A 26,250-nucleotide genomic window follows, 5' to 3' on the forward strand; every position below is an offset into this window, starting at 1 on the left:
AACCCGCCGGCGCGGTCGTTCCGTCCTGAGCGCATGGACCTGCAGCGATTCGCAGCCGGACTGTTCGCCTTCGCCGTCGTCGCGGTGGGCGCCGGGAGTTCGGTCGCCTCCGGGCACCCCGTCCCGGCCGGGCCCGGGCAGCCGGCGCCGCCCTCGACCGTCAGCACGGCTCCGCAGGGGGACGTCACCCTGCGGCTCGGCCAGGAGGCCGCGATCCAGGGGAAGGACCTGACGATCCGCTACACGCGCATGGTCTCGGACTCGCGGTGCCGTCCGGCCATGACGTGCGTCTGGCAGGGCGAAGCGACGCTCGCGTTCCTGCTGAGCGAGCCCGGCCGCGGTGAAAGCACCACGGCCGAGCTGCACAGCGGTCCGCGCACCGGCCCCCAGGCCACCTCGTACGCCGCCAGCCGCGTCGAGCTGGTGTCGGTCGGCGAGGACGGCCAGGAGGCCACGGTCCGGGTCAGCTGAAGCTCAGCTGCCGAACTTGCGCACGGCCTGGTAGTACGTCCAGGCGGCGGCCTTGCAGGCCACGTTGGAGCCGCAGACGTTCTTGAGGTCGGAGTACAGGTTGTCGTCGATCTTCAGGCGGTTCGCCTCGGAGAACCGGCCCTGCTTCTTGTAGTTGCGGTAGCCGAAGTCGTGCCGGTGGCAACCGGGGAGGAACTTCCAGCCGAACGGGTTGTCCGGCGCCCACGAACAGCCGTCCGAGGACCAGTCGAGCTGGCCGTTGTAGGGCGCCTGCCCCCGGATCGTCTCGAAGTTCGAGAGCGAGGTCGAGAAGAGGTACTGGTCGGTGACCGTCGGGATGTCGACGGCCGCCGCGGTGCCGGCGCCCAGCAGGGCACCCCCGCCGACAGTCGCGGCCACCGCGATGGTGGCCCCCAGGTTCCGGAGAGTCGTGCGCATCTTGTGCATTCCTTGCTGATCAGGTGGAGGATTAACCAGATCATCTTGGAGCTCGGCGGTGGTGCGCGTCACCGCCCGGAAGGATGTTAAGGGGAAACCTTCAGAATCCGGGCGGCGTAGGGGTGGCCGCCTCGCCGGCAGGTTGTGAATGAATCTTTCCCCTCGCCGGACTCATTCAAGACCTTTGGCGAACCGCCGTCACCCCGAGCCGCGACGACTTGCCGGAGCCCGGCCAACAGACGTCATGAAAGGGTCGTTCATGACGCTGGACGACAGGAAAGAGTCGTTCATGACGTCGCCAACCCTCGCCGAACGTCGCGAATGACTCATTCGGGACCTCCGGCGCCCCCAATGACTCATTCGCGACACCCGACTCCGCGCGCGGCCGCGACTTTGCCGAGATCCTGTCGCCGGACGACATGAATGAGTCGTTCACGTCGTCCGGTCCACGGGTCAGAGCTCGAGCAGCATCCGGGAGTTGCCCAGGGTGTTCGGCTTGACGTACGGCAGGTCGAGGAACTCGGCGACGCCGGTGTCGTGCGAGCGCCGCATCTCCTCGTAGACCTCGTGCGACACCGGCGTCCCCTGGATCTCCACGAAGCCGTGCCCGATGAAGAAGCTCGTCTCGAACGTCAGCACGAACAGCCGCCGGAGACCCAGCTCACGCGCTTCGTCGATCAGTCGGCTCACCAGCACCCGCCCGACGCCCTGGCCGCGGACGGCCTTGTCGACCACGACCGTGCGCAGCTCGGCGATGTCCTCCCAGAGCACGTGCAGCGCGGCCGCGCCGACGACCTCGTCACCCACCTCGGCGACCCAGAACTCCTGGACCGCTTCGTACAGCGTGACCAGGTCCTTCTCGAGCAGGACGCGGCCGGCGTCGGAGTCGACGAGGGCCTTGATCTTGCGGACGTCGGCGATCCGCGCGCGGCGGACGGCGGGGGAGACGGACGGCACGATCGTCAACCCTGCCACATCGCGCGGCGCGGGCGCCGACACGACCGGGCTACGCCGTCGTCGGGCCGCCCGGGACCGGCGGCTACCCTGAACGTCGTGCCTTCTCCTGCCACGGACCCTGCCGCCACCCGACGCGTCTCCCTGCTGACCCTGGGCTGCGCCCGCAACGAGGTCGACTCGGAGGAGCTGGCGGGCCGGCTGGCGGCCGGCGGCTGGGAGCTGGCCGCCGATCCGGAGGACTCCGACGTCGTGGTGGTCAACACCTGCGGCTTCGTCGAGTCGGCCAAGAAGGACTCCGTCGACACGCTGCTGGCGGCCTCGGACACCGGCAAGAAGGTCGTCGCGGTCGGCTGCATGGCCGAGCGTTACGGCCACGAACTCGCCGACAGCCTCCCCGAGGCCGACGCGGTGCTGGGCTTCGACCACTACGCCGAGCTTTCCGACCGGCTCGACGACGTCGTCGCGGGCCGCAAGGTCGCCTCGCACACGCCGGGCGACCGCCGCAAGCTGCTGCCGATCAGCCCGGTCCAGCGGCCCGCCGCGGCCGAGACCGTCGAGGTCCCGGGCCACGCTCAGCACGGCTGGGGCCCGCGGGTGCTGCGCACGCGCCTCGACGACGCGCCGGTGGCCGCGCTGAAGATCGCCTCCGGCTGCGACCGGCGCTGCTCGTTCTGCGCGATCCCGTCGTTCCGCGGCTCCTTCGTCTCGCGGCAGCCCGACGAGATCGTCGCCGAAGCCATGTGGCTGGCCGAGCACGGCGTCAAGGAGCTGTTCCTGGTCAGCGAGAACTCGACGTCCTACGGCAAGGACTTCGGCCGCGACGGCGCCACCGCGCTGGAGCGGCTGCTCCCGCGCCTGGCGGAGATCGACGGCATCGAGCGCGTCCGGGTCTCCTACCTGCAGCCGGCCGAGACGCGCCCGCAGCTGGTCAAGGCCATCGCGACCACGCCGGGCGTCGCCGAGTACTTCGACCTGTCGTTCCAGCACTCCAGCGAGCAGGTGCTGCGCCGGATGCGCCGGTTCGGCTCGACGGACTCGTTCCTGGCGCTGACCGAGCAGATCCGGGAGCACGCGCCCGAGGCGGGCATCCGCACCAACGTCATCGTCGGCTTCCCGGGCGAGACCGAACACGACCTGAGCGAGCTGGAACGCTTCCTGACCGGCGCGCGCCTCGACGCCGTCGGCGTCTTCGGCTACTCCGACGAGGACGGCACCGAGGCCGAGGGCTTCGACGGCAAGCTCGACGCCGACGAGGTCGCCAAGCGCGTCACCCGGATCTCCGCGCTGGTCGAGGAGCTGACCACGCAGCGCGCCGAGGACCGGATCGGCACGTTCGTCGACGTGCTCGTCGAGCTGGACGACGACGGCGAGCTCACCGGCCGCGCCGCGCACCAGGCCCCCGAGGTCGACGGCGAGTGCGTCATCCTCGACGCGCCGGAGAAGACGGTGACATCCGGGGCTTCGCCCCAGGCCGGGGGCTCCGCCACCCGGACCCCCGAAAAGAAGTCGCGGGTGGGTGACTTCCTCCGGTGCGAGGTCGTCGACTCCGCGGGCGTCGACCTGATCGTCCGCGCGTCACCGGACGCCGACCGGTGAGTGCGCTCCCCAGCGACGCCGCCGACGAGGGCCTGACCCACGCCACCGGCGACGCGCCCGCGCAAGTTCCCGAACCGACCCCGGTCCCGACCCTGAACCTGGCGAACCTGCTGACGCTCTCGCGGCTGGTCCTGGTGCCGCTGTTCGTCACGGCGCTGTTCACCGGCGACGGCCACGACACGACCTGGCGCGCGATCGCCACCGGCCTGTTCGCCGTCGCCTCCTTCACCGACCAGCTCGACGGCTGGGTGGCCCGCCGGTACGGCCTGATCACCGACTTCGGCAAGATCGCCGACCCGATCGCGGACAAGGCGCTGACCGGCGCCGCGCTGGTCGGGCTGAGCGTGCTCGGCGAGCTGGGCTGGTGGGTCACCATCGTCATCGCCGTCCGCGAGATCGGCGTCACGCTGCTGCGCTTCTGGGTGATCCGCCACGGCGTGATCCCGGCCAGCCGCGGCGGCAAGGCCAAGACGATGGCCCAGATCGCCGCGATCACCGCCTACCTGCTGCCGCTGCCCGCCGGCGCCGACCCGGTCCGCTGGTCGCTGATGGGGCTGGCGCTGGTGCTGACCGTGGTGACCGGCGTGGACTACCTGGTCCGGGCCGTGCGGCTGCGCGCGGCCGGGCGCCGGGCCACCGGGAGCTGACGGTGCCCGACGCGTCCGGCGACGCCGAACCGGTACCCGCCGGCGACACCCCTGCTGAAGTGCCGCGAATGACTCATTCGCGGCCTCCGGCGTCCCCGATGAGTCATTCGCGACCCGCGGTGGGGCCGGGCGACGAGCAGGCCGCGGCCCTCATCGCCGCCCTGACCGCCCGCGGCGAGACCGTCGCCGCCGCCGAGTCGCTGACCGCGGGCCTCGTCTGCGCCACCCTGGCGCGCGTGCCCGGGGCCAGCGCCGCCCTGCGCGGGGGACTGGTCGTCTACGCCACCGAGCTGAAGACCGCGCTGGCCGGGGTCGACGCCGCCCTGCTGGCCGAGCACGGCGCCGTCCACCCGGAGGTCGCCGCGCAGCTGGCCGAGGGCGCCCGCGAGCGGTGCGGTGCCACCTGGGGCCTCGGGCTCACCGGCGTCGCCGGGCCGGCCGCCCAGGACGGGGTCGCGCCGGGCACGGTGCACGTCGGGCTCGCCGGGCCGGGAACACGCACACTGCGTCTTTCGGGGGCTCGGGTGGCGGAGCCCCCGAACCGAGGCGAAGCCTCGTTTGTCACAGTCCGTACCCTGGCGCTGCGCGGCGACCGGGACTTGATCAGGACCGAATCCGTCCGGGCGGCGTTTGCCCTGCTCGGGGAACATCTGGCGTGAAACGGGCGTTCGCCCTTGGCGTACGGGCACCCCAACTCCTGCGCTCGGGGCACCGCTCTGGGTAACGTAGGGGGTACTTGTACGGAAGGGAGGCGCGTGATGACCGTGCTGTTGCGTGAGGCGATCGGTGATCGGCTCCGTCATGCCCGCACCAACCAGCGTCGTACGCTGCGCGACATCTCCCGCGCCGCCAGGGTCAGCCTCGGCTACCTCTCCGAGGTGGAGCGGGGCCAGAAGGAGGCGTCGAGCGAGCTGCTCGCGTCCATCTGCCAGGCCCTGGACCTTCCGCTCGGCGAACTGCTGCACAAGGTGGCAGCGGACGTTTCGGCCCTCGACAACGTCGAGGTCGCACCGGTCGACGAGCGGATCGTGGAGGGCGCGCCCCGGGAGAAGGTGCCCGAGCGCGGTGCCAAGGCCTCCGCGGCCGGCATCGAAGGCGGTCGCCTGATGTCGGGGCTGATCGGCAACGACCTCGCCGACCTGCGGGTTTCCCCGGCGCCGCGGATGAACACCACCCTGCGCACGACGATCGGGCAGCCGAAGCTGGCCTCGACGATCGCTGCGTAGCGAGAAGCAGACGCGAAAACGGCCCCGGGCAATCCGCCCGGGGCCGCCTGCGTCTCGCCTGGTGCCGGGACGTGGGGCTCTCAGGCCCCTGACCTGGCTTTTCCGGGCGGCGGAGTCTCCACATCGCCTGTCCGAGGCATGCACCCGGACTCTTGCCGCGGTTGGTCCCGGGCCGTCCTTCCGGGGCCGCCGGCGGCCGGTTCCCGGCCACTCGGCCGGGCCGATCCGAGACTCATTTCGGCCGTCGGCCCCGGGCAACCCGCCCGGGGCCGTTCGCGTTACCTACGGGGGTGATCAGGGGCGAACCCTGAAATCCCCCGGGGTCGCCTGGAACGGACGTGGCCGACCTGACACGATGGAACCCAACGCCGGGGTCGGTGCGTTGCATGTGCAGGGGAGCGACGCCCCACCTCGAGTACCTAGGCCCGTGGGACGCAAGAAGGCAGGCGGAGGAGATGGCCAACCCGTTCGTGAAGTTCTGGAAGTACATGATGGCGGCGTTCTCGTCGAAGATCGACGAACACGCCGACCCGAAGGTACAGATCCAGCAGGCCATCGAGGAGGCGCAGCGCAACCACCAGGCGCTGACGCAGCAGGCCGCCTCCGTGATCGGCAACCAGCGGCAGCTGGAGATGAAGCTCAACCGGCAGCTCGGTGACGTCGAGAAGCTGCAGGCCTCGACCCGGCAGGCCCTCGTCCTCGCGGACGAAGCGCGGTCGAAGGGTGACGAGCAGAAGGCCGTCGAGTTCGAGAACGCCGCGGAGAGCTTCGCGACGCAGCTCGTCACGGCCGAGCAGAACATCGAGGACCTGAAGACGCTGCACGACCAGTCGCTGCAGGCCGCGGCCCAGGCCAAGAAGGCCGTGGAGCGCAACTCGCAGATGCTGCAGCAGAAGCTGGCCGAGCGCACGAAGCTGCTCTCGCAGCTGGAGCAGGCGAAGATGCAGGAGCAGGTCTCCGCTTCGCTGAACCAGATGAGCCAGCTGGCGGCGCCGGGCAACACGCCGTCGCTGGAAGAGGTCCGCGACAAGATCGAGAAGCGCTACACCACGGCGCTGGGCTCGGCCGAGCTGGCGCAGAACTCGGTCCAGGGGCGCATGATGGAGGTCCAGGCCTCCACCACGCAGATGGCCGGCCAGTCGCGGCTGCAGCAGATCCGCGCGTCGATGCACGGTGACTCGGTCGCCCAGGTGACCGACGGCGGCGCGGCGGCGGCCCAGAAGCCGGCGAGCAGCTCGGCTGACGTCCAGCGGGAGATCCAGGCGCGCGTCCAGGCCGAGCAGGGCAAGAACCCGGCCTGACGCGAGCAGCGAGTCGAAGGGGGCGAGCATGGGACAGCAGGGCAGACGACGCGACTTCAGCGAGTTCAGCGCGAAGCTGGAGAAGCACATCGAGAAGCTGCCCGACTACGCCGTGCGCGCCCAGGAAAAGCTCCAAAAGGTGCAGAAGTACTTCCCGCCGGCCGATCAGGCCGGCGGGAAGCCCGCACCGCAGCGTCCCCGGCCGAACCCGCTGCAGCGGCCCCCGGTGCGGCGGCCCGACGTGTCGGCGACCTTCTCGACGGTGGCGAACCAGGTCCCGGCGTTCGCCGAGGCCCGCGCCAAGTGGGACCGGTGGAACCACCCGGCCGCGAAGCTGGAACGCCGCAAGCGCCGGACGTCGCGCGCGATGACGCTCTGGATCCTGCTGACGATCCTGTGCGGCGTCCTGGCCGTGGCGGCCGGGCTGGGCTGGATGAGCGCCGCCGGCTCGCCGATGATGCCGCAGGCGATCATGGCGTTCGCCGGAGCCGTCGTCTTCGGCACGTTCGGCGTCCGAAGCGGACTCAAGCTGCGTGAACTCAAGCGCGTCCCGCTTCCTGCCGCACCGGCCGGCCCGCCGCCGCTGCCGCCCGCGGGGTCCGCGGCGCGCGAGCCGATGGAACGGCTGGCGGAGTGCGAGGCATCCTTGGGCGAGCTGCTGCGCCAGCTCTCCGTACCGTCCTCGGTGGGCACGACGCCGGTGTCCGAAGTGTCCGTCGCCGACGCGCGGCAGACCGCCGCCGAAGCCGCGGGCGCCCTGCGCGGCCTGGCGGGCCGCATCCAGGCGATCGAACGCGGCCGCAACTCCGCCCCGGCCCGCGAGAAGGCCGCCCTGGACGCGGCGGTCGGCAAGCTCCGCGAACAGCTCGAAGACGGCCTCGAGGGCTACCGCGGCCTGGTCGCCGCGGCCGGCCACACGGTCGCCGCGTCGAGCGACGGCCTGGTGACGTCCAAACAGGCCCTCACCGACGCCACCGACCGCCTGGCCGGCCTGGCCATGGCCCTGCGCGAACTCTCCTGACCCGGCCCCGGCGTGACCGAAGGGTCGACACGCGTGATTGAGGAGTCGACACGCGTGATTGAAGGGTCGACACGGCAAAGCGGGCCCCGCCGCAGGGTGTCGACCCCCTGATCACGCGTGTCGACCGTCCAATCACGCGCGTCGACCCCCTGATCACGCGGATTCGGGCTTCGCTGGGCCGTTGGGATCTCAAACTCGGCCGTTCGGGTGCCGGATTCGGCGGAATCCGGCTTTCGTCACCCGACGTGCGTGATCGTGCGTTTCACCCCGGCGTCGTGCCCTGTTCACCTCTTGGTGCCGAAACCCGCGCGTAATCGGAAACAGCTGGCTACGGAAACGTCGACCACCTAACGTTTCTGTCATGCATGCAGAGGTGTCACTCGCCGGGAGGCCCGCCGTGCTTTGAGGATCGCCGGCGCCGACCGTACACAGTGGACTTTCTCGATCGCCGAGGGAAGGACGCCCCGTGAACACGCTCCCGCCGGACCCGGATCCCACCCCGCCGACCCCGCCCACCGCGTCGCAGCGCGTCATCGCGGCCTTCGAGCGCATCACCGAAGCGAACCGTCCCGAACTCTGGTCCACCCTCCGCGCGGTCGAAGACGTCCTCGTCGACGCCAAGGCCGTCGAAGAACGCGTCCAGGCGGGGGAGGACCTGCCGCTGGCGGGCACCGTCATCGCCGTGCCGGAGCTGATCGACGTCGCCGGGCAGCCGTCCGGCCGCTCGGTCCCCGAAACCAGTGCCACGGTCGTCTCCCGGCTCACCGCGGCCGGTGCCGTCGTGCTCGGCAAGACCGGCGCCGCCACCGTGGCCTCGGCCTGGGACCGGACGAAGACCGGTGGCCGCGGCGCGGCCGTCGCCGTCGCGCTGGGCATCGTCGACCTGGCGCTGAGCACCGCGGGCGCCATCCCGGCCGCCCTGAACGCCGTCGTCGCGCTGAAACCGACCCGCGGCCTGCTGCCGATGACCGGCGTCCGCGCCTCCGAAGCCGTCTCCGTGTACACGAACGGCCTGGTCGCCGGGCGTCGCGCACTCGTCCTGATGACCGGACCGGACGGCTTCTCCGCGACGCGCACCTGGCCCGCCGACGTCCGCCTCGGCGCCGGCGAACACCCGCGCGTCGCGTACGCGAGCGACTTGCCGCTGAGCCCCGCCGCGTCCATCGCGTTCGAGAACACCGTGAAGCGGCTGACGGCGGCGGGCGTCGTCCTCGAACCGGTCGCCGTCCCGGCCGGGGTGCCGGAAGGTTTCGACGCGCTCCTCCTGCCCACCGTGCCGGACCACCCGGAGCTCGCCGAGGCCCTGGCCGACCCGGCCACGGTGCACCACCGCCTGGCCCACTGCACCGCCTTCGCGAACCTGCTCGACCTGGCGGCGGTCACCGTCCCGGTGCTGCCGGGCGACCAGCGCCCGTTCGGCGTCACGTTCCTGACGCGGGCGTTCGAGGACCAGATCGGCCTGGACCTCGCGACGGTGTGCACCGACGAGCCCATGACGCCCTACCCGGAACCGGGCGAGGACGTCGTCGTGTTCGGTGCGCACCTGCGCGGCCAGCCGCTCAACGCCCGGCTCACCGAGCTCGGTGCCCGGTTCACCCGGCCGGTCCGGACCACCGAGGGTTACCGGATGGTGCTGCTGGACACCGTACCGCCGCAGCCCGGCGTGCTGGAGGGCGAAAGCGTTCTGGACGGCGAGTGCTGGCGGCTGTCCCCGGCCGCGTTCGAGCGGTTCGTCACCACGCTGAAGAAGCCCTTCGTGCTGGACCGCGTCGAGCTCGACGACGGCTCGAGGCCGCTGGCGGTCCGGTGCGATCCGCACGCGTCCGGGACCGGTCTGGACCGCTACGAATCCTGGCGCGGCTACGTCCGGTTCACCTCGACCGCCGGGCCGCGAGACCCCGGCTGACCCGGCGCACCAGGCCCGGCCCGTGCAGCGCGAACCCGGTGTAGAGCTGCACGAGCGACGCCCCCGCGTCCACCAGCGCGGCGGCGTCGTCCGGGCCCAGGATTCCCCCGACGCCGATGATCGGCAGGCTCCCGCCGGTGTGGTCGTGCACGAACCGCACGACTTGCGCCGCGCGGGTGGTCAGCGGCCGGCCGGACAGGCCTCCCCCCTGTCCGGCCAGGCCGCTCTCCGCGGGCGCGATGCCGTCGCGGGCGAGCGTCGTGTTCGTGGCGATGATCCCGGCGACGCCGTGCTCGAGGGCGACCTCCAGGAGCTCGCCCAGGGCGTCGTCGGTCAGGTCCGGCGCGACCTTCACCAGGATCGGTGTCGGGGTGCCCGACCCCGCTAGCTCCGTGACCGTCGTGCGCAGCTCACCGAGCAGCTCGCCGAGCGCGGCGCGGTCCTGCAGCTGCCGCAGCCCCGGGGTGTTCGGCGAGCTGACGTTGACGGCGAAGTAGTCGGCGTATGGGTACAGGGCGCGCAGGGAGAAGCGGTAGTCCTCGACGGCGTCTTCGAGAGGCGTCACCTTCGACTTGCCGATGCTGATCCCGAGCGGCACGCCGGGTTTCCCGTCGCGGGCGAGCTTGGCGGACAGGGCTTCCGCGCCGTCGTTGTTGAAGCCCATGCGGTTGATCACCGCGTCGCTGGCGGGGAGGCTGAACAGGCGGGGCTTCGGGTTGCCCGGCTGGGCCAGCCGCGTCACCGTGCCGACCTCGATGAAACCGAAGCCGAGCGCGGCCCACGCGGGCAGCGCGCGGCCGTTCTTGTCCATTCCGGCGGCCAGGCCGACGCGGTTGGGGAAGCGCAGGCCCAGCACGGTCACCGGGTCGTCGATCCGCAGGGCGCCGCCGACCGCGGGCGCGACCTTGCCGAGCCGCGCGAGGACGCTGATCGTGCGCTCGTGCACCAGCTCGGGGTCGTGGTAGGACAGCCGGTACAGCGCCGGGCGGATGATCTTGTCGAAGAACACGCCCCCATGCTGTCAAACCGCGCGAACCGCGCGACCGGAGCGTCACCCCCGCGTGAAGGGGACCACTAGTCGCGGTCCTTCCACTCGTCTTCGAGCATCGCGTAGATCAGCTCGTCGGTCCACTCGCCCTTGACGATCTCGTTCTCCTTCAGGTGCGCTTCCTCGCGCATCCCGAGGCGCTCCATCAGCGCGGCGGACGCGGTGTTGCGGCCGTCGCACCGGCCGATGATGCGGTGCAGCCCCAGGTCCTCGAAGCCCAGCCGCAGCAGCTCCGTGGTCGCTTCCGCGGCGAGGCCCTTGCCGTGGTGGTCCGGGTGGAAGACGAACCCGATCTCGCCCTGCCGGTGCTCGCTGCTGAGCCACTCCAGGTTCAGGTCGCCGATCAGCTGCCCGGTCGAGGCCAGTTCGACCGCCACGGCCAGGAACTGCCCTTCCTTGGTCAACGTCGAGCTGTGCACCCGTTTCGCCAGTGCCGCGGCCGATTCGGCGCGGCTGCGCGGGCCCCAGTACAGGTAGCGGGCGACGTCGGCGCGGGACTGGAAGGAGTTCAGCGCGTCGAGGTCGTCGGGCGTGAACGGGCGCAGGAGCAGCCGAGCCGTGGTGATCGGGTAGTCGGGCCTGAGCATGCTTCCAGGCTAGCGACCTTCAGCCGTCCGGGGGACAGAGCGGAGTACGGCGTTCGTCGAATCCCGTGGTCGGATCGCCGGGCGGTCACTCAGCGCCGGCAGGCGGTGTGACCTGCACAAATGAGCGCATGAAGGAACCCCCGGGGTGCCTCTCGAACGCCGTCAAACGTCCGAGTCCGAGCCGGACTGGTGCTCGGAAACCCCGGGAGCACGGTGACTGCCTGGTATTCGCTATCAGGCATCACGTGGAGCAGGCGATGAGCCGAAGGTGGCTCAGCTGTAGCGCTGCTCAAAGTCCTCCACGTGCCATCCGCTAGCGGACAGCCACCTCACGAGTCCTGTCGATATACAACTTTGGACCACCTCCTCTCTCGTGTACTGCCACGCTAGGCGAAGATCCCGGTCTCCGGCAACGTCATTTTCCGAAGACACAGCTGTGATCTCGGTCTTCAGGACCGCGTTCGCGCTGCGCGAACAGCCGTGGAGCGGGCGCTCGAACGACGGCACGGACTCGGCTCAGCTCGCGGGAGCGGGACCGTGCTGGTCTTTCGGGCAGAACCACGTCGGCCGCCGCTGGACGTCGTGACCCTGGGTGCGGACCTGGACCTTGCCGCCGCAGCGGAAGCAGCCCTGGCGGGTGCGCTCGTAGACCCAGTTCTTTCGGTTGCGGTCGAGGTGGCCGGTCGTGCTCTGGTCGAAGCGCCCGGCGGAGGCGTTGGCCAGCAAGAGCTTGCGGGCCAGCGCGACCGTGGCACGTGCGTCCACTTCGGACATCGGCGTCCACGGCGTCACGCCGAGCAGGAAGGCGATCTCGCACTTGTAGAGGTTCCCGACGCCCGCCATCACGCGCTGGTCGAGCAGGGCCAGGCCCAGCTCGCGCCCGGGGTCGGCGGCCAGGGCCGCCGCCGCGCGGGCCGCGTGCTCGTCCGTCCACTGTGGATCCAGCAGGTCCGGGCCGAGGTGGGCGACGAGGTCGCGTTCCTTGGGCGTGGCCACGAGCTTGAGGTCGTGGACGCGGAAACCGATCACCTGGACGTCGGCCGCGGTCAGGACGACGCGGGCGTGGTGGCCGGGCCGCCGCCACTTCGCGCCGGCGGGGTAGACGTCCCACATGCCGTCCATCATCAGGTGCGAATGCAGGGTGAGGTCGCCGGAGAAGCGGGTGAACAGGTGCTTGCCGACCGTCCCGACGCCGAGCACCTCGCGGCCGGTCAGGTCCACAGTGGCCAGTTGCGGCACCCGGAACTGGCCGCGCAGCAACGTCTTGCCCGCGAGTGCCCGGTCGAAGCGCTTCCCGACGAGGTACACGGTGTCACCTTCGGGCACGGCTCACCCCGCGGATTCGGACACCTCGGCCGGGGCCTCGGGCGTCTCCGGGGCCGGGCCCTCGGGCCAGTCCGGGCCTTCGGGCTCTTCGCCGGCGATGCGGTGGCGGCCCGCCCGGTTGGAGCGCAGGATCTTGGCCAGCACCATGTTGAACGTCAGCGCGATCTCCTGCGCGCCGGGCGAATGCCACTCGTGGATCGGGCTGCACGCGCCCTGCGCCTGCTGCACGGCCAGCCGGTCGGGGATCGCGGTCGGCATCACCAGCGAGCCGAAGTTGTCGCGCAGCTCGGCGATCCGGAACTGGTGCTCGTAGGACCGCACGCGCAGCTTGTTCACCAGGACGCCGATCGCGCGCAGGTCCGGGTTGAGCTCCTTGCGGATCTTCTCGATCGCTTCCAGGGCCCGGTTCGCGCCGGCGACGGCGTAGATCGTCGGCTCGGTGACGATCAGCGCGCTGTCCGCGCCGACCAGCGCCGACTTCGTCAGCCGGCCCAGTGAGGGCGGGCAGTCGAGGATCACCAGCTCGTACGGCGTCTCGCGCAGCGGCGTGCGGTGCAGCTCGTCCAGCGCGCGGGAGAAGTTCGCCAGGCGCTCGCTGCCGGCGTCGGGGTCGTTGAGCAGTTCCAGTTCTTCGGTGCCGACGAGGACGTCGACGTCCTCGCCCCAGACGCTCGGCGCGATGGCGCGTTCCAGCATCTCGCGCGTGGGGTTCTCGAGCACGTCGGCGAGGGTTGCGTCGGTGTACGGCGGGTCGAGCGAGGTCGTGGCGTTGCCCTGCGGGTCGAGGTCCACGACCAGCGTTCGCGTGCCCCTACGCAGGGCGGCGGACGCGATACCGAGAGCGACCGTCGTCTTGCCGACGCCTCCCTTGAGGCTGAGTACGGCGACCGTGTGCACGTTCACCAGCCTACGGGTGCGGGCCGGGCGCGCCGCCGGGCAAGGGGCGTTCACTCGAAGGGAGGAGCCGGGGAAGCGGACCGGGGCGGGCACTACCCTGTGCGGCATGAAGACGGAGACCGTGGCCGCCCGGGGTTCGGGCGCCGTCCGCCGGGTGCTCGAGGCCGAGCTGAAGGCCGCCCGCGCCCGGGGCGCCGAGCACCCCCGCGTCGTCGACGTGGGTGGCGGCAGCGGCGGCTGGGCGGTGCCGTTCGCGGCGGCGGGCTGCCGGGTGACCGTCGTCGAGCCGAGCCCGAACGCACTGGCCACGCTGCAGCGCCGGGCCGAGGAAGAGGGCGTCTCCGAGCTGATCACGGTCGTCGCGGACGACTCGGACGCGCTCGGCCGGTACGTCGAGGCCGGCTCGGCCGACCTGGTGCTGGCGCACGGGCTGCTGGAGATCGTCGACGACCCGGCCGCGGTGCTCACCGCGCTGGCCACGGCGGTCGCGCCGGGCGGAGCGGTGTCCGTGCTGGTCGCGAACCGGCACGCGGCGGTGCTGCACCGCGCGCTTTCGGGCCGGGTGGGCGAGGCCCAGCGGCTGCTCGAGAGCGCGGACGGGGCCGTCCCGGGCGACACGGTGCTGCGCCGGTTCTCCGCCGCCGGCCTGCGTGCCGACCTGGAGGCCGCCGGCCTGGCGGTGACGCTGCTGCAGGGCGACCGGGTGATCTCGGACCTGGTCGGCGGCGACGTCCGCGAGGACGAGCTGGCCGAGTTCGAGCGGGTGGCGGCGGGGTCGCCGGCGCTGCGGGACATCGCCGGCCGGCTGCACGCGGTCGCGCGGCTCGCTTGATCTTCTTCCGGCGGGTTTCGGCCGTGGCGCCGCTGCTGATCCGAAACTGTCGGTGGTGGCCGGTAGCGTCCTGATCGTGGGGCGAAATGCTGAGCTGCCGGGCGGGATGGGCCGGTTCCGCGTCCGGCCGGGGGAACCGCCGCCGGACGACACCGGGTGCGGGATGCTGCACGTCGACATGGACGCGTTCTTCGTGTCGGTCGAGCTGCGCACGCGGCCCGAGCTGGCGGACCAGCCGGTCGTCGTGTCCGGCGGCGGGCCGCGAGCGGTCGTGGCGGCGGCGAACTACCCGGCGCGGAAGTTCGGCGTGCGCTCGGCGATGCCGTTCTCGACGGCGAAGCGGCTGTGCCCGCACTTGATCAACATCCCGCCGACCGGCGGGCTCTACAGCGAGGTTTCCCACGGGGTGATGGGCATCTTCCGCGAGCTGACCCCGCTGGTCGAGCCGTTGAGCCTCGACGAGGCGTTCTTGGACGTCAGCGGGGCTTTGCGGCGCCTGGGCGCGACGCCGGCTTCGCTGGGCGCGCGGATCCGCTCGCGGGTCGAGGCCGAGCACGGGATCACCTGCTCGGTCGGAGTGGCGAAGGTCAAGTTCGTCGCGAAGCTGGCGTCGGGGATGGCGAAGCCGGACGGCATGGTCGTGGTGCCCGCGGCGGAGACCCTGGCGTTCCTGCACCCGCTGCCGGTGTCGGCGCTGTGGGGCGTCGGCGCGCGGACGGAGGAACACCTGCGGCGGCTGGGGCTGGGCACGATCGCCGACGTCGCGGCGTTCCCGCCGGAGCGGCTGAAGAAGTCGCTGGGCGTGGCGGCGGGCGAGCACCTGTACCGGCTCGCGCACGGCGTCGACGAGCGGTCGGTGGTCGTCGACTCGCCGGAGAAGTCGATCGGCGCGGAGCACACGTTCGACGTCGACCGCCATTCCCGCGCCGAGCTGGGCCTGGAGCTGCTGCGCCTGGCGTCGCGGGTCGGGGCGACGCTGCGGGAGCGGGGCGTGCGCGGCCGCACGGTGTCGATCAAGGTGCGGTTCGCGGACTTCCACACCATCACGCGGGCGCGAACGCTGGTCTCGGCGACGGACGTGGCGCGCGAGATCCACGCGGTGGCGGTGGCGTTGCTCACGGCGCACGCGCCGACGGGTGCGGTCCGGTTGATCGGGGTGCGGGTGGAGGGGCTGGACACGGGAGAGGCGGGGGAGCAGCTGGTGTTCGACTCCCCGGCCCCGAGGTGGCGGGACGCGGAGGTGGCGGCCGACGTGGCGCGGTCGAAGTTCGGGTCCGCGGCGGTGCGGCCGGCGTCGCTGCTGGGGCCGCGGGAGGAGTGAGCCGGAGCGGCTGATCGGTGCACACGGCGGCGGAAGTCGTGGCTCGCGCGGCTTCGCTTGCTTTCGATCCGAGCCGGACCTCCGCTGCCGCAGGCCGCCCCGGCGAGCGTCACGCACTCCGCGTGATCTTCGGCTCGGTAACCGTCCCCCACATCGCCGCACAGGCCGTGAATCGGTCACTTTCGGTGGCGGTGACCGTCCGCAACCCCGCTCCGGCGGGATTTAGCCCAATTCGATCCCTTCTGGATGCGGGATCGGGTAGTCGTCCGGGCGCGGGCCTCGTATCCTGGACAGTGCCACCCCGCCTGGGGTTGGCTGTTGGGTCCAGAACGTTGCGCGGCCCGGCGCCCGCGACAGCTGTGCCGGAGGAGGAAAGATGCCACTCTCCGAGCATGAGCAGCGGCTGCTCGATCAGATCGAGCGCGAGCTCTATGCCGAGGACCCCAAGTTCGCATCCACGGTGCGTGGCACCCGGTTGCGTCGCCCCGCTCGCCGACGGCGTATCCAGGGCATCGCCCTGTTCGCGGTGGGCGTGGCCCTGCTGGTGCTGGGCGTGGTGGTGCCGCAGTTCCGGGTGGCCGACATCCCGCTGATCAGCGTGCTCGGGTTCCTCGTGATGTTCTTCGGGGTCATGTTGGCCGTCACATCGATCCGGCACGGCGCCGAATCGGACGGCAAGGGCGGTGGATCGGGAGCTCGCGGAGCCAAGCAGCCGGGCCGCCGGAGTTCCTTCACCCAGCGCATGGAAGAGCGCTTCCGCCAGCGCTTCGAGGAGCAGTAGCGCCGCCAGACCACAGAGATCCGCGTCCCGCCGCCCGCGGTGGGACGCGGATCTTCTTGTGTGCTCAGCCCGTCCCACGGTCCGACGAGAGCGACGGTGACAGCGGGTGACGCCCGGCCGGGGGACCCGCGTGACCACGTGATCGAGACGGTGTCGCGCGTGAGATGCCCCGCCAGACACGCGTGATGCCCTTCTGATCACGCGAGATGCCCGTCGGGGCCTACCTCAGTCGCGGTTGCGGAACAGGGACTTCGGGAACAGCCGGCCCTTCCAGGACAGCGGGGCGTTCCGGTGCAGGCTCCGCCGCAGGTGGTCGAACGCCGGGGGGAGCGTCGGGTCGGCTTGGCCGTCCTCGCCGTACCACGACTTCTCCACCACGCCGATCACCGTGCGCAAGCCGTCGCGGCCCTCGTCGTCCAGGTGGTGCTTCGCCGCCAGCTTCTGACCGGCCACGCGGACCGTGTCGCTCGGCGGGATCGGCAGCCCGCGGTCGGCGCACTCGGCCCGCAGCTCGGACCACGCCGCGTCCGCCGCGCCCGGGCGCTGCGCGACGATCTCCTGCAGCCGACGGCGCCGGCCGACGTCGCGCGCCGCCGACGGACCCAGCAACCCGGCCAGCAGCAGCACCACGATCAGGCTGAACCACCAGGCCACCAGCCACGTCAGCACGCCGAGCACCGCCACCCACAGCGCGGCGGCGATCAGCGGCAGCCAGTTCCTCAGCAGCGCCGCGAAACCGGTGGACGCGGGTTCGCGGTCCGGCCGTCTGCGGCGCCCGCCGGCGACCACCAGGATCGTCGCCGCCAGCGCGAGCACGACCAGGGCCACGACGAGCACCCACACCCAGCCGGGCGGGCCCTCGTCGGCGGCCTGCTGGTCCTGCGCCTGCTGGTTCTGCTCGGTGTCGCGGGGCGCGCCGGTCGGCGCCGCGCTCGACTGGACCGTGCTCGGCGCCACCTGCGTGTCGTCGGGCTGGTTGCCGTCCTGCGTGCCGGCCTGCAGGTACGACGGAGTGATGCCGCGGCCGTCGGACAGCGGCGTCGGGTCGAACGTCACCCAGCCCTTGTCGCCGAAGTACGCCTCCACCCACGCGTGCGCGTCCTGGGTGCTGATCGAGAGGTAGTCGTTGACCGGCACCCCGGGCGTGAACCCGATGGCCACCCGCGACGGAATGCCCGCCACCCGCAGCATCACGGCCATCGCCGACGCGAACTGCTCGCAGAAGCCGCGCTTGCCCTTGAGGATGAAGTCCGCGAGCGCGTCGGCGTCGTTCGCCGGCGCGGTCTTCGTGTCGTAGACGAAGCCGTTCTGCGCGGTGAAGTACCGCCAGATCGCCGACGCGCGGTCGAAGTCGTTGGACTCGGCGGCGATCAGCTGCTGCGTCTTCGCGCGGACGCGGTCGTCGACGCGGTCGATCTGGAGGTAGCGCGGCGGCAGGTCGTCGACCTGCGGGGTCACGCGCAGCTCCCCGGCCGTGGGCTCCTTCAGCGACGCGTATTCGGTGTAGGACGGCGGAACCTCGCTGCGCGTGGTGAACACCGTGCCGCTGACCTGGTCGTAGAGGTAGCCGTTGGCGGCGCCGTCGATCACCCGCGGCGCGCCGTACACCGGCAGCCAGTTGTCGCGCCAGCTCGCCGGCTCGACGTCGATCCGGCGCGCGGCACCGCTGCCGTCGTCGCCGGGGGCGGGCGGCAGCTGCGGCCCGACCGGGACGCCCTGCTGCGAACGGCCTTCGTCGTGCAGGCCCCAGCCCTTGTTCGGGTAGTAGGTGTCCAGCGTCATCGCGCGCAGCAGGCGCCGGTCGGTACCGAGGCCGCGGACCTTGAACAGCTCGCGGTTGGACCCCTGGTCGAGCATGCCGCGCAGCTCCGTGAACGGCTGGATGCCGAACCCGCCGGCGCCCGCGCCCGGGCCGTCGCCGCCGTTGCCGAACGGGATCCGCCCGACCGTGCCGACCCAGGTGATCGCGCCGCCGAACAGGCCGAGCACGATCGCCGCGGCCACGACCGCGACCGGCGCGGACAGCACGCCCGGCTTGCCGCTGCGCCCGGGCGCTTCCCGGGTCCGCCAGCGCCGGTGCCGGTGGTTGCCGTCGACCGCCAGCAGGCCGGCGAACGCGGCCCCGCCGAGCAGGAAGGTCCACCACGGCAGCATTTCCTCGCTCAACGCGGCCGGCACGGCGTAGACGCAGAGCAGCACGAGCCCGGTCGCGGCCGGGGCCGCGGCGGCCACCGTCAGCGTGTCGACGAGGACGGCGACCAGGCCGACCAGGATCGTCACGAGGCACAGGATCGGCTGGCTGCCCTCGACCGGCGGCAGCCCGACGCGGATCTGCTCGGCGGCGGCCGAGAGCGTGCTCCCGATCTCGCCGAACGCTTCCGGGCCGGGGATGACCTGCAGGATCCCGTGCGTGGTGAACGCGCCGGTGATCAGGAAGAGCAGCACGAGCAGCTGGCCGAGGCCGACCAGCACGGTCGGCACCTGCAGCGAGCGCAGGGCCAGGCCGGTCGCGGCGATCAGCAGGACCGCGACGAACAGGTAGCCGAACCAGGCCAGGCCCGAGACGACGCTGGTCACCGAGGTGGCGGCGCAGAGCGTCGCGATCCCGGCGGCGGCCGGCGCGAGCAGGCTGCCGCGCCAGGCGGAGAGGGGGTGCTGGGAGGAGGGGCGCCGCGGCGGGGTCGCGGACGGACGCGGCGGGGCGGCGGTGCTCATCGGGTACCGCCGATCCGGGTCGAGGCGGCGGACAGGGTGATCGCGGGCCGCGGTGCGGGGTGGCGGTACAAGGCGGGCGTGCTGGTCGCGGGCTGCCGGTCGGGGGTCGGGGTGGCGTCGGTGCTTTTCGCGGGCCGCGGTGCCGAGTGGCGGGCGTACGTGCTGGTCGCGGGCTGCTTCGCCAGACGGCGGTGGCCTGCGGGCGTGCTGGTCGCGGGCTGCCGGTCGGGGGCCGAGGTGGCGTCGGTGCTTTTCGCGGGCCGTGATGCGGGGTGGCGGTGGCGGGGGTGCGTGCTCATCGCGGACCGCCGATCAGCGTGCCGCGGCGGGCGCCCGCCTGGCACAGCTCGGCCCACACCTGGGGCATCGGCGAGCCGGGGCCGGCGATCACCACGCCCCAGCCGGACGCGCGCAGCAGCGCGGCCGAATCCTCCGTGGCGGCGGCCCGCTGCTCGGGCGCGCTCACCCCGGCCGACCACGTGGGCGTGTCGAGCAGGACGGCGAGGCTGCGGATGCCGCGGGGGCGGAACTGGGCCAGCTCGCGCACGGCCTCGGTGCTGACCGTGCCGAGCACGGCGACCAGCTCCTGGCCGTCGGCCGGGTCGCTCGCCAGCGTGATGTCGCGCTGGTGCGCGGGCTGCAGCGCGGCCAGCGCGTCGAGCACGACGTGGTCGTAGTGGTCGCCGCCGTCGCCGGGGGTGTCGGCGAGCGTGGCCCCGTGTTCGCTGACCAGCCGGACGCGGTGCCCGGCCCGGCGCAGGTGCAGCGCGGCCGAAGCGGCGAAGGACACGGCCCACTCCAGGCTCGCGGCCGGGCCGCTGCCGTGGTGGGCGGCGGCCCGGTGGTCGAGCAGCACCGTGGTGCCGCCGCGCCACGGCCGCTCCTCGACGCGCACCATGATCTCGTCGCGGCGGGCGGTCGAGCGCCAGTGCACCTTCCGCAGGTCGTCGCCCTGGCGGTACTGCCGGACGATGACGTCGGCCTCGCCCTGCCCGGCGTGCAGCCGGACCGTGCCGTCGTCGCCGACGCCGATGCCCGCGCCGCTCGGCAGGCCCCACAGCGGGACCACCCGGGGGACGACGACCAGCCGCGAGTGCCCGATCAGCTCACGCTCGAACTCGCAGAGCCCGAACGGGTCGGTGATGGTCGCGCGCAGCGGCCCGACCTGCTGGATCCCGCGCAGCACCGGCTGCAGCGGGTAGCGCAGCGCGACCCGCCGGTCGTGCGGGAGGCGTTCGACGACGAACCGGGGCCGCGAGCCCAGCGCGTACGGCACGCCGTCCTCGAGGAGGATCTCGCCGGCCGGCAGGCGCCCGCTGCGCCACAGTTCCAGCTGCACTTCGCCGTTGCCGCCCACCGCGACCCGCTGGGGGTGCAGCGCGCGGGTGGCGCCGATGCGCAGCCGGGTCGCCGAGATGAACGCGGCGACCAGCAGCGGCAGCCCCACCACGAAGACGGCGACCCGCAGCAGGTCGCGTTCGTTGAGCACGAACGAGCACACCGCGGCCGCCAGCCCCGCGGCCAGCAGGCAGCGGCCGCGGGTGGTCAGGCCGGACAGGGCACGCAGCACGTCGTTGTCTCCCCTTCGCCGGTGCGTTACTGGGGCCGGGAGCCCTGCGGCACCGGCACCCGGTGCAGCACCGCCCGCACGACGTCGGTCGCCGACCGGCGCGCCGCGTGGGCCTCGGTGGTCAGCACCAGGCGGTGCGCCAGCACCGGCACCGCGACCGTGTGCAGGTCGTCGGGCACGACGTAGTCGCGGCCCGACAGCGCTGCCTGCGCCCGCGCCGCGCGGACGAGGTGCAGCGTCGCGCGCGGGGACGCGCCGAGCCGGATCTCCGGGACCTGGCGGGTGGCCGAGACGACGTCGACGGCGTAGCGGCGCACCTCCGGCGCCATGTGCACGGCGCGGACCGTCTCGATCAGCCGGTGCACGGTCTCGCCGTCGGAAACCGGCTGCAGGTCGTCCATCGGGTTGTGCCCGGCGTGCTCGTCGACCATGGCCAGCTCGGCCTGCTGGTCGGGGTAGCCGATGGAGACCCGCGCGGTGAACCGGTCGCGCTGGGCTTCGGGCAGCGCGTAGGTGCCTTCCATCTCGATCGGGTTCTGGGTGGCGATCACCATGAACGGCTCCTCGAGGTGGTAGGTCGAGGTGTCGACGGTGACCTGGTGCTCTTCCATGCACTCCAGCAGCGCCGACTGCGTCTTCGGCGAGGCGCGGTTGATCTCGTCGCCCACCACGATGTTCGCGAACACCGGGCCGGGGCGGAACTCGAACCCGCCGCTCTGCCGGTTGTAGATGGAGACGCCGGTGACGTCGCTCGGCAGCAGGTCCGGGGTGAACTGGATGCGGCTGACCGTGCAGTCGATCGACCGCGCGAGGGCCTTGGCCAGCGACGTCTTCCCGACGCCGGGCACGTCCTCGACCAGCAGGTGGCCTTCGGCGAGCAACGTGACCAGCGCGATCCGGATGACGTCGGGCTTGCCGACCAGCACCCGCTCCACGTTCGCGGCGATCCGCCGCGCGGTCTCGTGCAGTTCGTCCAGCGACACTCTGGCGGGGCGGCCGTTGGCCCGGCCGTTGCCCGAGGACTCCGCCGGATAAGGCGGTCGCCCGGATGCCTGCTCGCCCGATCCGGGCGTCGCAGACTGGATTCTCGACGTCACTCGACCTCCTGGTGGCGCATGGCCGCGCGCTCGGTGCGCACCGCCGGGCCCGATCGGCCCCCTCGCTGCTGTCCGCGCGCAGCGACCAGCCTTCCATCCAGTGTGTCAAACCCGGGCGAACCTGGGGGCGGAACCCCGCGAAGCCCGGGGGATCACGCCCGGCACGTCGGTCGATGACACTGCGCAAGCAGGGACGATACCCCGAATGGGTGCGTTGTCACCCGATTCTGGGTGCTCCCGCTGACACCCTGCTCTGTTCTATGCTCCGATACGAGTTCGCCCGGCTACAGAGAGGCGTAACCGCTCATGAGCGAGGTGCGGCAGCAGACGTACGACGTCCGCGGGTTCGCGGTCGCGCCCGAGCTGGCGACGGATGCCTACGCGAAGATCGGCGCCCTGCAGGACGCCGTCGGCGAGATGGTCCGCGAAGCCAAGGTGCTCGGCCGGAGCGTGCCGCTCGGCGGCGGGTACGCCGGGGAGCTCGGCAAGTTCATGGCCGAGTACGGCATCGGCGGGCAGGGCTCGGCCGTCCGGCAGCTGACGGCGTTCGGCAAGGAGCTCGAGACGCTCAAGCACCGGATCGGCCAGGCGCTGGCGAAGTACCAGCACGCCGACGAGCAGGCGGCCGAAGGGGTGGACTGCACGGGTGGCTGATCGGATGCGACTGCTGTGGGTCGCGGCCCTGCTCGTGCTGGCCGCCGGGTGCGGGCAGCAGCCAGCCACCCGGCCGGCCGCCGCCGGGCACACCTCGGCGGAGGCCACCGCCACGCCCGCGTCCCCGCCCGTCGTCGCGTGGACCGGCCTCGCCGCGATCGACCCCTGCGCGCTGCTCGGCCCGCAGGACCGCTCGACCGCCGGGGTGAGCGTGCTGGGCAAGCCCAAGGAGATCGCCGGCGCCCGCGCGTGCGACTGGACCGTGCCCGGCGCCTTCGGCGTCACCGTGACCCTCAGCGAGACCGACGGCCTGGCCGACCTCGAGGTCGCGAAGAAGACGGCCACCAAGACGAAGGTCGGCGCGCACCCGGCGTTGCAGGTGGCGGACAAGGAAGCCGCCGACGGCACCTGCGCCGTGCTGCTCGGGGTGGGCGACACGGCCAGCGTCCAGATCGACGTCAGCAACACCGGCTTCTCGGACACCCCGCTCGCGTGCCGCCGCGCGGGCACGGTGGCCGGGCTGGTCGAGCCCAAGCTGCCCTGAACCCGAGAGGTGCGCCGTGTCCGAACCCCCTGTGCCTACCGCGAGGTACGAGGCCTACAGCCACGAGACGATGGCCGCGGAGGTCGAGCGGGACAACGACCCGGTCGCCGCGGGCGAAGCGGGCGCGCGCTGGGAGGGGCTGGCGAAACGGCTGCACGAGTCGACGGCGGACCTCGCCGCGCTGGTGGCCTCGTCGGAGGAGAACTGGCGCGGCGCCGCGGGGGACGCGGCGCGGGAAGCGGTGGGCCGGGCCGCGCAGTGGCTTTCGCACTCGGCCGCGGTGTCGGCGTCGGTGGGTGGCGCGGTCGGCGCGCAGGCGGACGCGGCCGCGCGGGCCCGCGCCGACATGCCGCCGCCGGTGACGTACGACCCGGCGTCGATGATCCGCGAGGCCGCGTCGTCCGGGAACGTGCTCGTCCTGGCCGGGCTGGCCGACGAGATGGCGGCCCGCCGGGCCGAGGCGGAGGCCGCGCGGCAGAAGGCGATCGACGTCATGCGGACCCGCGACGCGGCCCTGCGCGGGCACGTGCCCGCCGAGTCGTTCGCGGACCCACCGACGCTGGGGCCGGCTTGATCCGCGTCTCGGCGTCGGCGTTCGACATCCTCTGGACCGACCTCGGCCACGACCGGCCGCCGGAGCCGCTGACCGTGCGCAGCGTCGGCGGCACCGACGAAGAGCGCGCCGAGGTGCGGAAGGCGGTGTACGAGAACCTCGCCGAGCGGGGTCTCTACGACGGCGCTTTGGCACCGGCGCTGGTCGCGCGCCTGGAAGTCCTCGCGGAGGGCGACGTGTTCGTGGCGTGCGAGGCGCTGGCGGACATGACGGCGCCGGCACCGTTCCGCGCGGTGACGGCGACCCGCGGCAGCCGAGGTGTGCTGGCGACCCAGCCGGAGCAGACGATCGGCCTGGACTCGATCCGCTCGAGCGAGGTGTGCACGGCACTGGTCGACGTCCTGCCCGAGCTGACGGCGGGGCCTGGCTATGGGGTCAACTTGGCGGCTTCGGCGCTTGCGGGTTCGTCTTCCGCTTCGCGTTCGGCTTCGGCTCAGCAGCAGGAGGTCTTGGCCATCCAGGCCCGGCCGGTGTATGCGGCGGGGCAGTTCAGCGTGAGCCGGCGTTCGGCTTCGGGGCGGGTTTCGCGGGTGGGCGGGGTGACCTGGTTCGACACCGACGTGGGGGCTTACTGCGCGACGAAGACCGCGGGGCGGGGTGGGGTGGAGTGGGTGAACGTGACCCCGGTCGACAGCGCGCGGCTCGCTTCCCGCGTCGCCTCCCTGCTCACCCCGGAGTCCTGACCGCCGGTCCCGAGCGTCGCGAATGACTCATTCGGGACATCCGGCGCCGCGAATGAGTCATTCGCGACGTCCGGCCAGCGTCACCGGGGGGCGTGGGCGGGCCGCAGCGGCGCGATACGCCGACACGAGCTCGTCGGCGACAGCGCGGGGCTCACTCCGCAGGCGGCTGGGTACCGTCTGCACCACCGAGACGCCGGCTGCGGCGTACCGGTTGTTGCGTTTGAGAGTCGCCGCGTAGCCCGGCTGCCCGAAGTGGAATTCGAAGGAATCGATCTCCCAGGCGAGAGCGACGTCGTCGCACCAGGCATCCGGCGTGGCGATGTGGCACCCGTGCTCGTCGCGGATCCGGACGTTCCAGAACGGCTCCGGCAGGCCGGTTCGGTGCCACAGCGCCATGGCCTCGGCTTCGGCGGCCGAACGTGCGCCGCGTCCGATCTCCCGGAGCGCCTCACGAGGCAGTGCGCTGCCTCGGTCACTTCCCTTCTCCAGTTCCGTGGACAGTTCTGCTGGGTCGATGCCGAGTTGCTGCACCACTTCGGCGAGCAGCGCCCGGATCGGCGCCCGTTCGGTCAGCCGCCGGCACTCGTCCAGCGCCGAGCGGACCACCGGCGCCAGCGGCAACCCTTCGAACTCGACCGGGGTGGGCATCCGGGTGGTCCGCTCGACGAGGACACAGCCACTGCTCGTGGTCTTCAGACGGGCGGGCAACAGGAGGTGGATCGGTTCCCCCGCCCCGGCCGCGCGTTTCAGGCCTTGGCGGCGGCACGACTCCAGTCCCGTGACGACCGCCTCCTCACCGCCGTAAAGAAGGGCGGCTTCGACCAGTTGCCGCCGGGTCGGCTCGCCCGTCCGAAGCAGGATCACGCCGGGCAGGAGCCGTTGCCACGGCTGGGCGGGACGGCATCGCCGATAGCTGGTCCGCGAGGGCACCCCGAGTTCTTCCAGGTGCGCCACCGTGATCACGCCACGCCGACTGGCGGCGAAGAGCACTTCGGCGTCCCTGGCCCACGATCGTCTGGTCACGGCTCGATGGTCCTGAAAGGGCCGGGCTGGCACCAGACCTTTCCGTAATCTGTGGACTACTCAAGGTTACGCGGGGAGGCTGTGGACAATCGGTCGCGTCGAACGTCGCGAATGACTCATTCGGGACATCCGGCGCCGCGAATGAGTCATTCGCGACGTTCGGGCCGGCGTCCCCACCGGGCCCCACTCCGGGGCCCCACCCGGCCCCACGGAACCGGCCCTGGGTTCTTTCGCGGCCGTTATGCGGACGCATGGGATACAGCTGAGGTTGCTCCGGACCCCGGCGCGGGGGATCTTGCCCACCGTCCCCCACCGCACCCCCCACCAGCCCCCACCTTGCTGACCTGCGCAAACAAAGCACACGACGGAGTGAGGCGCCGGTTTCACGCGTTGACTGTGGTGAAAAGTGGGGTACGGTGGTGGCCAGTGGGGCGGAAGGGAAGCCCCGGAGCCGCAGGCGGGGGTTCGCCACCGGGTGCGGTAGGGAGGTGGAGGCCGTGTTCCTCGGCACCCACACCCCGAAGCTGGACGACAAAGGGCGGCTCGCGCTGCCCGCGAAGTTCCGCGACGCCTTGGCCGGCGGGCTGATGCTCACCAAGGGGCAGGACCACTGCCTCTTCGTCTTCCCCCGCGCCGAGTTCGAGCAGATGGCGCGCAAGGTCGCCGAGGCCCCGTTCACCAACGAGGCGGTTCGGGCCTACCAGCGCTACCTCTTCGCGGGCACGGACGAGCAACGACCGGACGGCCAGGGGCGCATCAGCATCGCGCCCGAGCTCCGCCGCTACGCGGGGCTCAGCAAGGACTGCGTGGTGATCGGGGCGATCACCAGGCTGGAGATCTGGGACGCCCAAGCGTGGCAGGGCTACCTGGAAGAGCACGAAGACAGCTACGCGAAGGCTCGAGAGGAAGTACTGCCGGGCGTCTTCTAGGCGTGCGGTCGCGGTGCACCTTCGTCGTCGGGGGACGACAGGTTCGCCGCCCGCGCGGTGAGGGGAA

General features: G+C 72.3%; 27 protein-coding genes. 16 read left to right on the forward strand and 11 right to left on the reverse strand.

Translation table 11 applies throughout. The features are described 5' to 3' along the window. Window positions 1-33 precede the first annotated feature (33 nt). The gene (locus tag AB0N03_RS38270) at window positions 34-471 is read left to right on the forward strand and encodes a hypothetical protein (RefSeq protein WP_364382749.1); all 438 of its coding nucleotides are present in this window, start codon (window positions 34-36) and stop codon (window positions 469-471) included. Window positions 472-474: 3 nt separating this feature from the next. Here AB0N03_RS38270 and AB0N03_RS38275 read toward each other — a convergent pair whose 3' ends face one another. Together AB0N03_RS38275 and AB0N03_RS38280 are read right to left on the reverse strand one after the other, a co-directional pair. Further along, a complete protein-coding gene (locus AB0N03_RS38275; RefSeq protein ID WP_364382751.1) occupies window positions 475-909 on the reverse strand; it encodes a phospholipase in 435 nt (144 codons plus the stop codon). Window positions 910-1,362: 453 nt separating this feature from the next. Then, window positions 1,363-1,866, reverse strand: coding sequence for an amino-acid N-acetyltransferase (locus tag AB0N03_RS38280; protein ID WP_364382948.1), 504 nt, complete (start codon window positions 1,864-1,866; stop codon window positions 1,363-1,365). A 96-nt stretch (window positions 1,867-1,962) separates the two neighbouring features. On the opposite strand from AB0N03_RS38280, the gene rimO reads away from it, so the two are divergent. The 7 genes from rimO to AB0N03_RS38315 all read left to right on the forward strand — a co-directional run bounded on the left by rimO (window position 1,963) and on the right by AB0N03_RS38315 (window position 9,563). Further along, a complete protein-coding gene (rimO, locus tag AB0N03_RS38285; RefSeq protein ID WP_364382754.1) occupies window positions 1,963-3,462 on the forward strand; it encodes a 30S ribosomal protein S12 methylthiotransferase RimO in 1,500 nt (499 codons plus the stop codon). Between the two features lie 32 nt (window positions 3,463-3,494). Continuing rightward, window positions 3,495-4,109 carry a CDP-diacylglycerol--glycerol-3-phosphate 3-phosphatidyltransferase gene (pgsA, locus tag AB0N03_RS38290; RefSeq protein WP_364382950.1) on the forward strand — a complete coding sequence of 205 codons (615 nt, stop codon included), beginning with the start codon at window positions 3,495-3,497 and terminating at the stop codon, window positions 4,107-4,109. 98 nt (window positions 4,110-4,207) lie between these two features. Continuing rightward, window positions 4,208-4,768, forward strand: a complete 561-nt coding sequence (locus tag AB0N03_RS38295) for a CinA family protein (RefSeq protein WP_364382757.1) — start codon at window positions 4,208-4,210, stop codon at window positions 4,766-4,768. A gap of 99 nt (window positions 4,769-4,867) precedes the next feature. Continuing rightward, window positions 4,868-5,335: a helix-turn-helix transcriptional regulator gene (locus AB0N03_RS38300; protein ID WP_364382760.1), complete on the forward strand. Its 468-nt coding sequence runs from the start codon at window positions 4,868-4,870 to the stop codon at window positions 5,333-5,335. Between the two features lie 455 nt (window positions 5,336-5,790). Beyond that, the gene (locus tag AB0N03_RS38305) at window positions 5,791-6,636 is read left to right on the forward strand and encodes a PspA/IM30 family protein (protein ID WP_364382763.1); all 846 of its coding nucleotides are present in this window, start codon (window positions 5,791-5,793) and stop codon (window positions 6,634-6,636) included. Window positions 6,637-6,664: 28 nt separating this feature from the next. Beyond that, window positions 6,665-7,657, forward strand: a complete 993-nt coding sequence (locus tag AB0N03_RS38310; protein ID WP_364382766.1) for a hypothetical protein — start codon at window positions 6,665-6,667, stop codon at window positions 7,655-7,657. Between the two features lie 466 nt (window positions 7,658-8,123). Then, on the forward strand, window positions 8,124-9,563 hold the full coding sequence (locus AB0N03_RS38315) for an amidase family protein (RefSeq protein WP_364382769.1): 1,440 nt from the start codon (window positions 8,124-8,126) through the stop codon (window positions 9,561-9,563). Here AB0N03_RS38315 and AB0N03_RS38320 read toward each other — a convergent pair. The 4 genes from AB0N03_RS38320 to AB0N03_RS38335 form a co-directional block, all read right to left on the reverse strand. Continuing rightward, entirely contained in the window at window positions 9,529-10,572 is a 1,044-nt protein-coding gene (locus tag AB0N03_RS38320) for a quinone-dependent dihydroorotate dehydrogenase (protein WP_364382772.1), read from the reverse strand. The two genes, AB0N03_RS38315 and AB0N03_RS38320, sit on opposite strands and share 35 nt — an antisense overlap. Before the next feature lie 65 nt (window positions 10,573-10,637). Then, the gene (locus tag AB0N03_RS38325) at window positions 10,638-11,198 is read right to left on the reverse strand and encodes a GNAT family protein (protein ID WP_364382774.1); all 561 of its coding nucleotides are present in this window, start codon (window positions 11,196-11,198) and stop codon (window positions 10,638-10,640) included. Between the two features lie 516 nt (window positions 11,199-11,714). Continuing rightward, window positions 11,715-12,524: a DNA-formamidopyrimidine glycosylase family protein gene (locus AB0N03_RS38330; protein WP_364382777.1), complete on the reverse strand. Its 810-nt coding sequence runs from the start codon at window positions 12,522-12,524 to the stop codon at window positions 11,715-11,717. Between the two features lie 3 nt (window positions 12,525-12,527). Further along, complete coding sequence (locus tag AB0N03_RS38335) at window positions 12,528-13,421, reverse strand: ParA family protein (RefSeq protein WP_364382953.1); 894 nt, start codon at window positions 13,419-13,421, stop codon at window positions 12,528-12,530. Between the two features lie 106 nt (window positions 13,422-13,527). On the opposite strand from AB0N03_RS38335, the gene AB0N03_RS38340 reads away from it, so the two are divergent. From AB0N03_RS38340 to AB0N03_RS38350, 3 genes are all read left to right on the forward strand, one after another. Next, window positions 13,528-14,253, forward strand: a complete 726-nt coding sequence (locus AB0N03_RS38340) for a methyltransferase domain-containing protein (RefSeq protein ID WP_364382780.1) — start codon at window positions 13,528-13,530, stop codon at window positions 14,251-14,253. Between the two features lie 106 nt (window positions 14,254-14,359). Next, on the forward strand, window positions 14,360-15,574 hold the full coding sequence (gene dinB / locus AB0N03_RS38345) for a DNA polymerase IV (protein WP_364382956.1): 1,215 nt from the start codon (window positions 14,360-14,362) through the stop codon (window positions 15,572-15,574). Window positions 15,575-15,950: 376 nt separating this feature from the next. Then, window positions 15,951-16,355 (forward strand): DUF3040 domain-containing protein, encoded by a 405-nt coding sequence (locus tag AB0N03_RS38350; protein WP_364382783.1) that lies wholly within the window; start codon window positions 15,951-15,953, stop codon window positions 16,353-16,355. Window positions 16,356-16,580: 225 nt separating this feature from the next. Here the strand turns inward: AB0N03_RS38350 and AB0N03_RS38355 are convergent, their stop codons facing one another. Genes AB0N03_RS38355 through AB0N03_RS38370 form a run of 4 tightly spaced genes read right to left on the reverse strand, consistent with a single transcriptional unit; the run spans window position 16,581 to window position 21,737 of the window. Further along, window positions 16,581-19,070 (reverse strand): DUF3488 and transglutaminase-like domain-containing protein, encoded by a 2,490-nt coding sequence (locus AB0N03_RS38355; protein ID WP_364382786.1) that lies wholly within the window; start codon window positions 19,068-19,070, stop codon window positions 16,581-16,583. After that, window positions 19,067-19,369, reverse strand: coding sequence for a hypothetical protein (locus AB0N03_RS38360; RefSeq protein WP_364382789.1), 303 nt, complete (start codon window positions 19,367-19,369; stop codon window positions 19,067-19,069). The genes AB0N03_RS38355 and AB0N03_RS38360 overlap by 4 nt, the downstream gene beginning before the upstream one ends. Then, window positions 19,366-20,640 (reverse strand): DUF58 domain-containing protein, encoded by a 1,275-nt coding sequence (locus AB0N03_RS38365; RefSeq protein ID WP_364382792.1) that lies wholly within the window; start codon window positions 20,638-20,640, stop codon window positions 19,366-19,368. Before AB0N03_RS38365 ends, AB0N03_RS38360 begins: the two co-directional genes overlap by 4 nt. A gap of 26 nt (window positions 20,641-20,666) precedes the next feature. Continuing rightward, a complete protein-coding gene (locus AB0N03_RS38370; RefSeq protein ID WP_364382795.1) occupies window positions 20,667-21,737 on the reverse strand; it encodes a MoxR family ATPase in 1,071 nt (356 codons plus the stop codon). A gap of 306 nt (window positions 21,738-22,043) precedes the next feature. Here AB0N03_RS38370 and AB0N03_RS38375 point away from each other — a divergent pair, with 306 nt between their 5' ends. From AB0N03_RS38375 to AB0N03_RS38390, 4 genes are read left to right on the forward strand one after another with little or no spacing between them, the layout of a single operon-like run. Continuing rightward, window positions 22,044-22,391 (forward strand): hypothetical protein, encoded by a 348-nt coding sequence (locus AB0N03_RS38375; RefSeq protein ID WP_364382798.1) that lies wholly within the window; start codon window positions 22,044-22,046, stop codon window positions 22,389-22,391. Between the two features lie 4 nt (window positions 22,392-22,395). Beyond that, window positions 22,396-22,935 (forward strand): DUF3558 domain-containing protein, encoded by a 540-nt coding sequence (locus AB0N03_RS38380; protein ID WP_364382801.1) that lies wholly within the window; start codon window positions 22,396-22,398, stop codon window positions 22,933-22,935. 16 nt (window positions 22,936-22,951) lie between these two features. Then, a complete protein-coding gene (locus AB0N03_RS38385; RefSeq protein WP_364382803.1) occupies window positions 22,952-23,509 on the forward strand; it encodes a PPE domain-containing protein in 558 nt (185 codons plus the stop codon). Then, window positions 23,506-24,231, forward strand: coding sequence for an ESX secretion-associated protein EspG (locus AB0N03_RS38390; protein WP_364382806.1), 726 nt, complete (start codon window positions 23,506-23,508; stop codon window positions 24,229-24,231). Before AB0N03_RS38385 ends, AB0N03_RS38390 begins: the two co-directional genes overlap by 4 nt. 57 nt (window positions 24,232-24,288) lie before the next feature. Here AB0N03_RS38390 and AB0N03_RS38395 read toward each other — a convergent pair whose 3' ends face one another. Then, window positions 24,289-25,254 (reverse strand): hypothetical protein, encoded by a 966-nt coding sequence (locus AB0N03_RS38395; RefSeq protein WP_364382809.1) that lies wholly within the window; start codon window positions 25,252-25,254, stop codon window positions 24,289-24,291. Between the two features lie 497 nt (window positions 25,255-25,751). On the opposite strand from AB0N03_RS38395, the gene mraZ reads away from it, so the two are divergent. Beyond that, window positions 25,752-26,183 carry a division/cell wall cluster transcriptional repressor MraZ gene (gene mraZ / locus AB0N03_RS38400; RefSeq protein ID WP_364382812.1) on the forward strand — a complete coding sequence of 144 codons (432 nt, stop codon included), beginning with the start codon at window positions 25,752-25,754 and terminating at the stop codon, window positions 26,181-26,183. Window positions 26,184-26,250 lie beyond the last annotated feature (67 nt).

This window comes from Amycolatopsis sp. NPDC051061 (assembly GCF_040682935.1).
Classification (GTDB): domain Bacteria; phylum Actinomycetota; class Actinomycetes; order Mycobacteriales; family Pseudonocardiaceae; genus Amycolatopsis.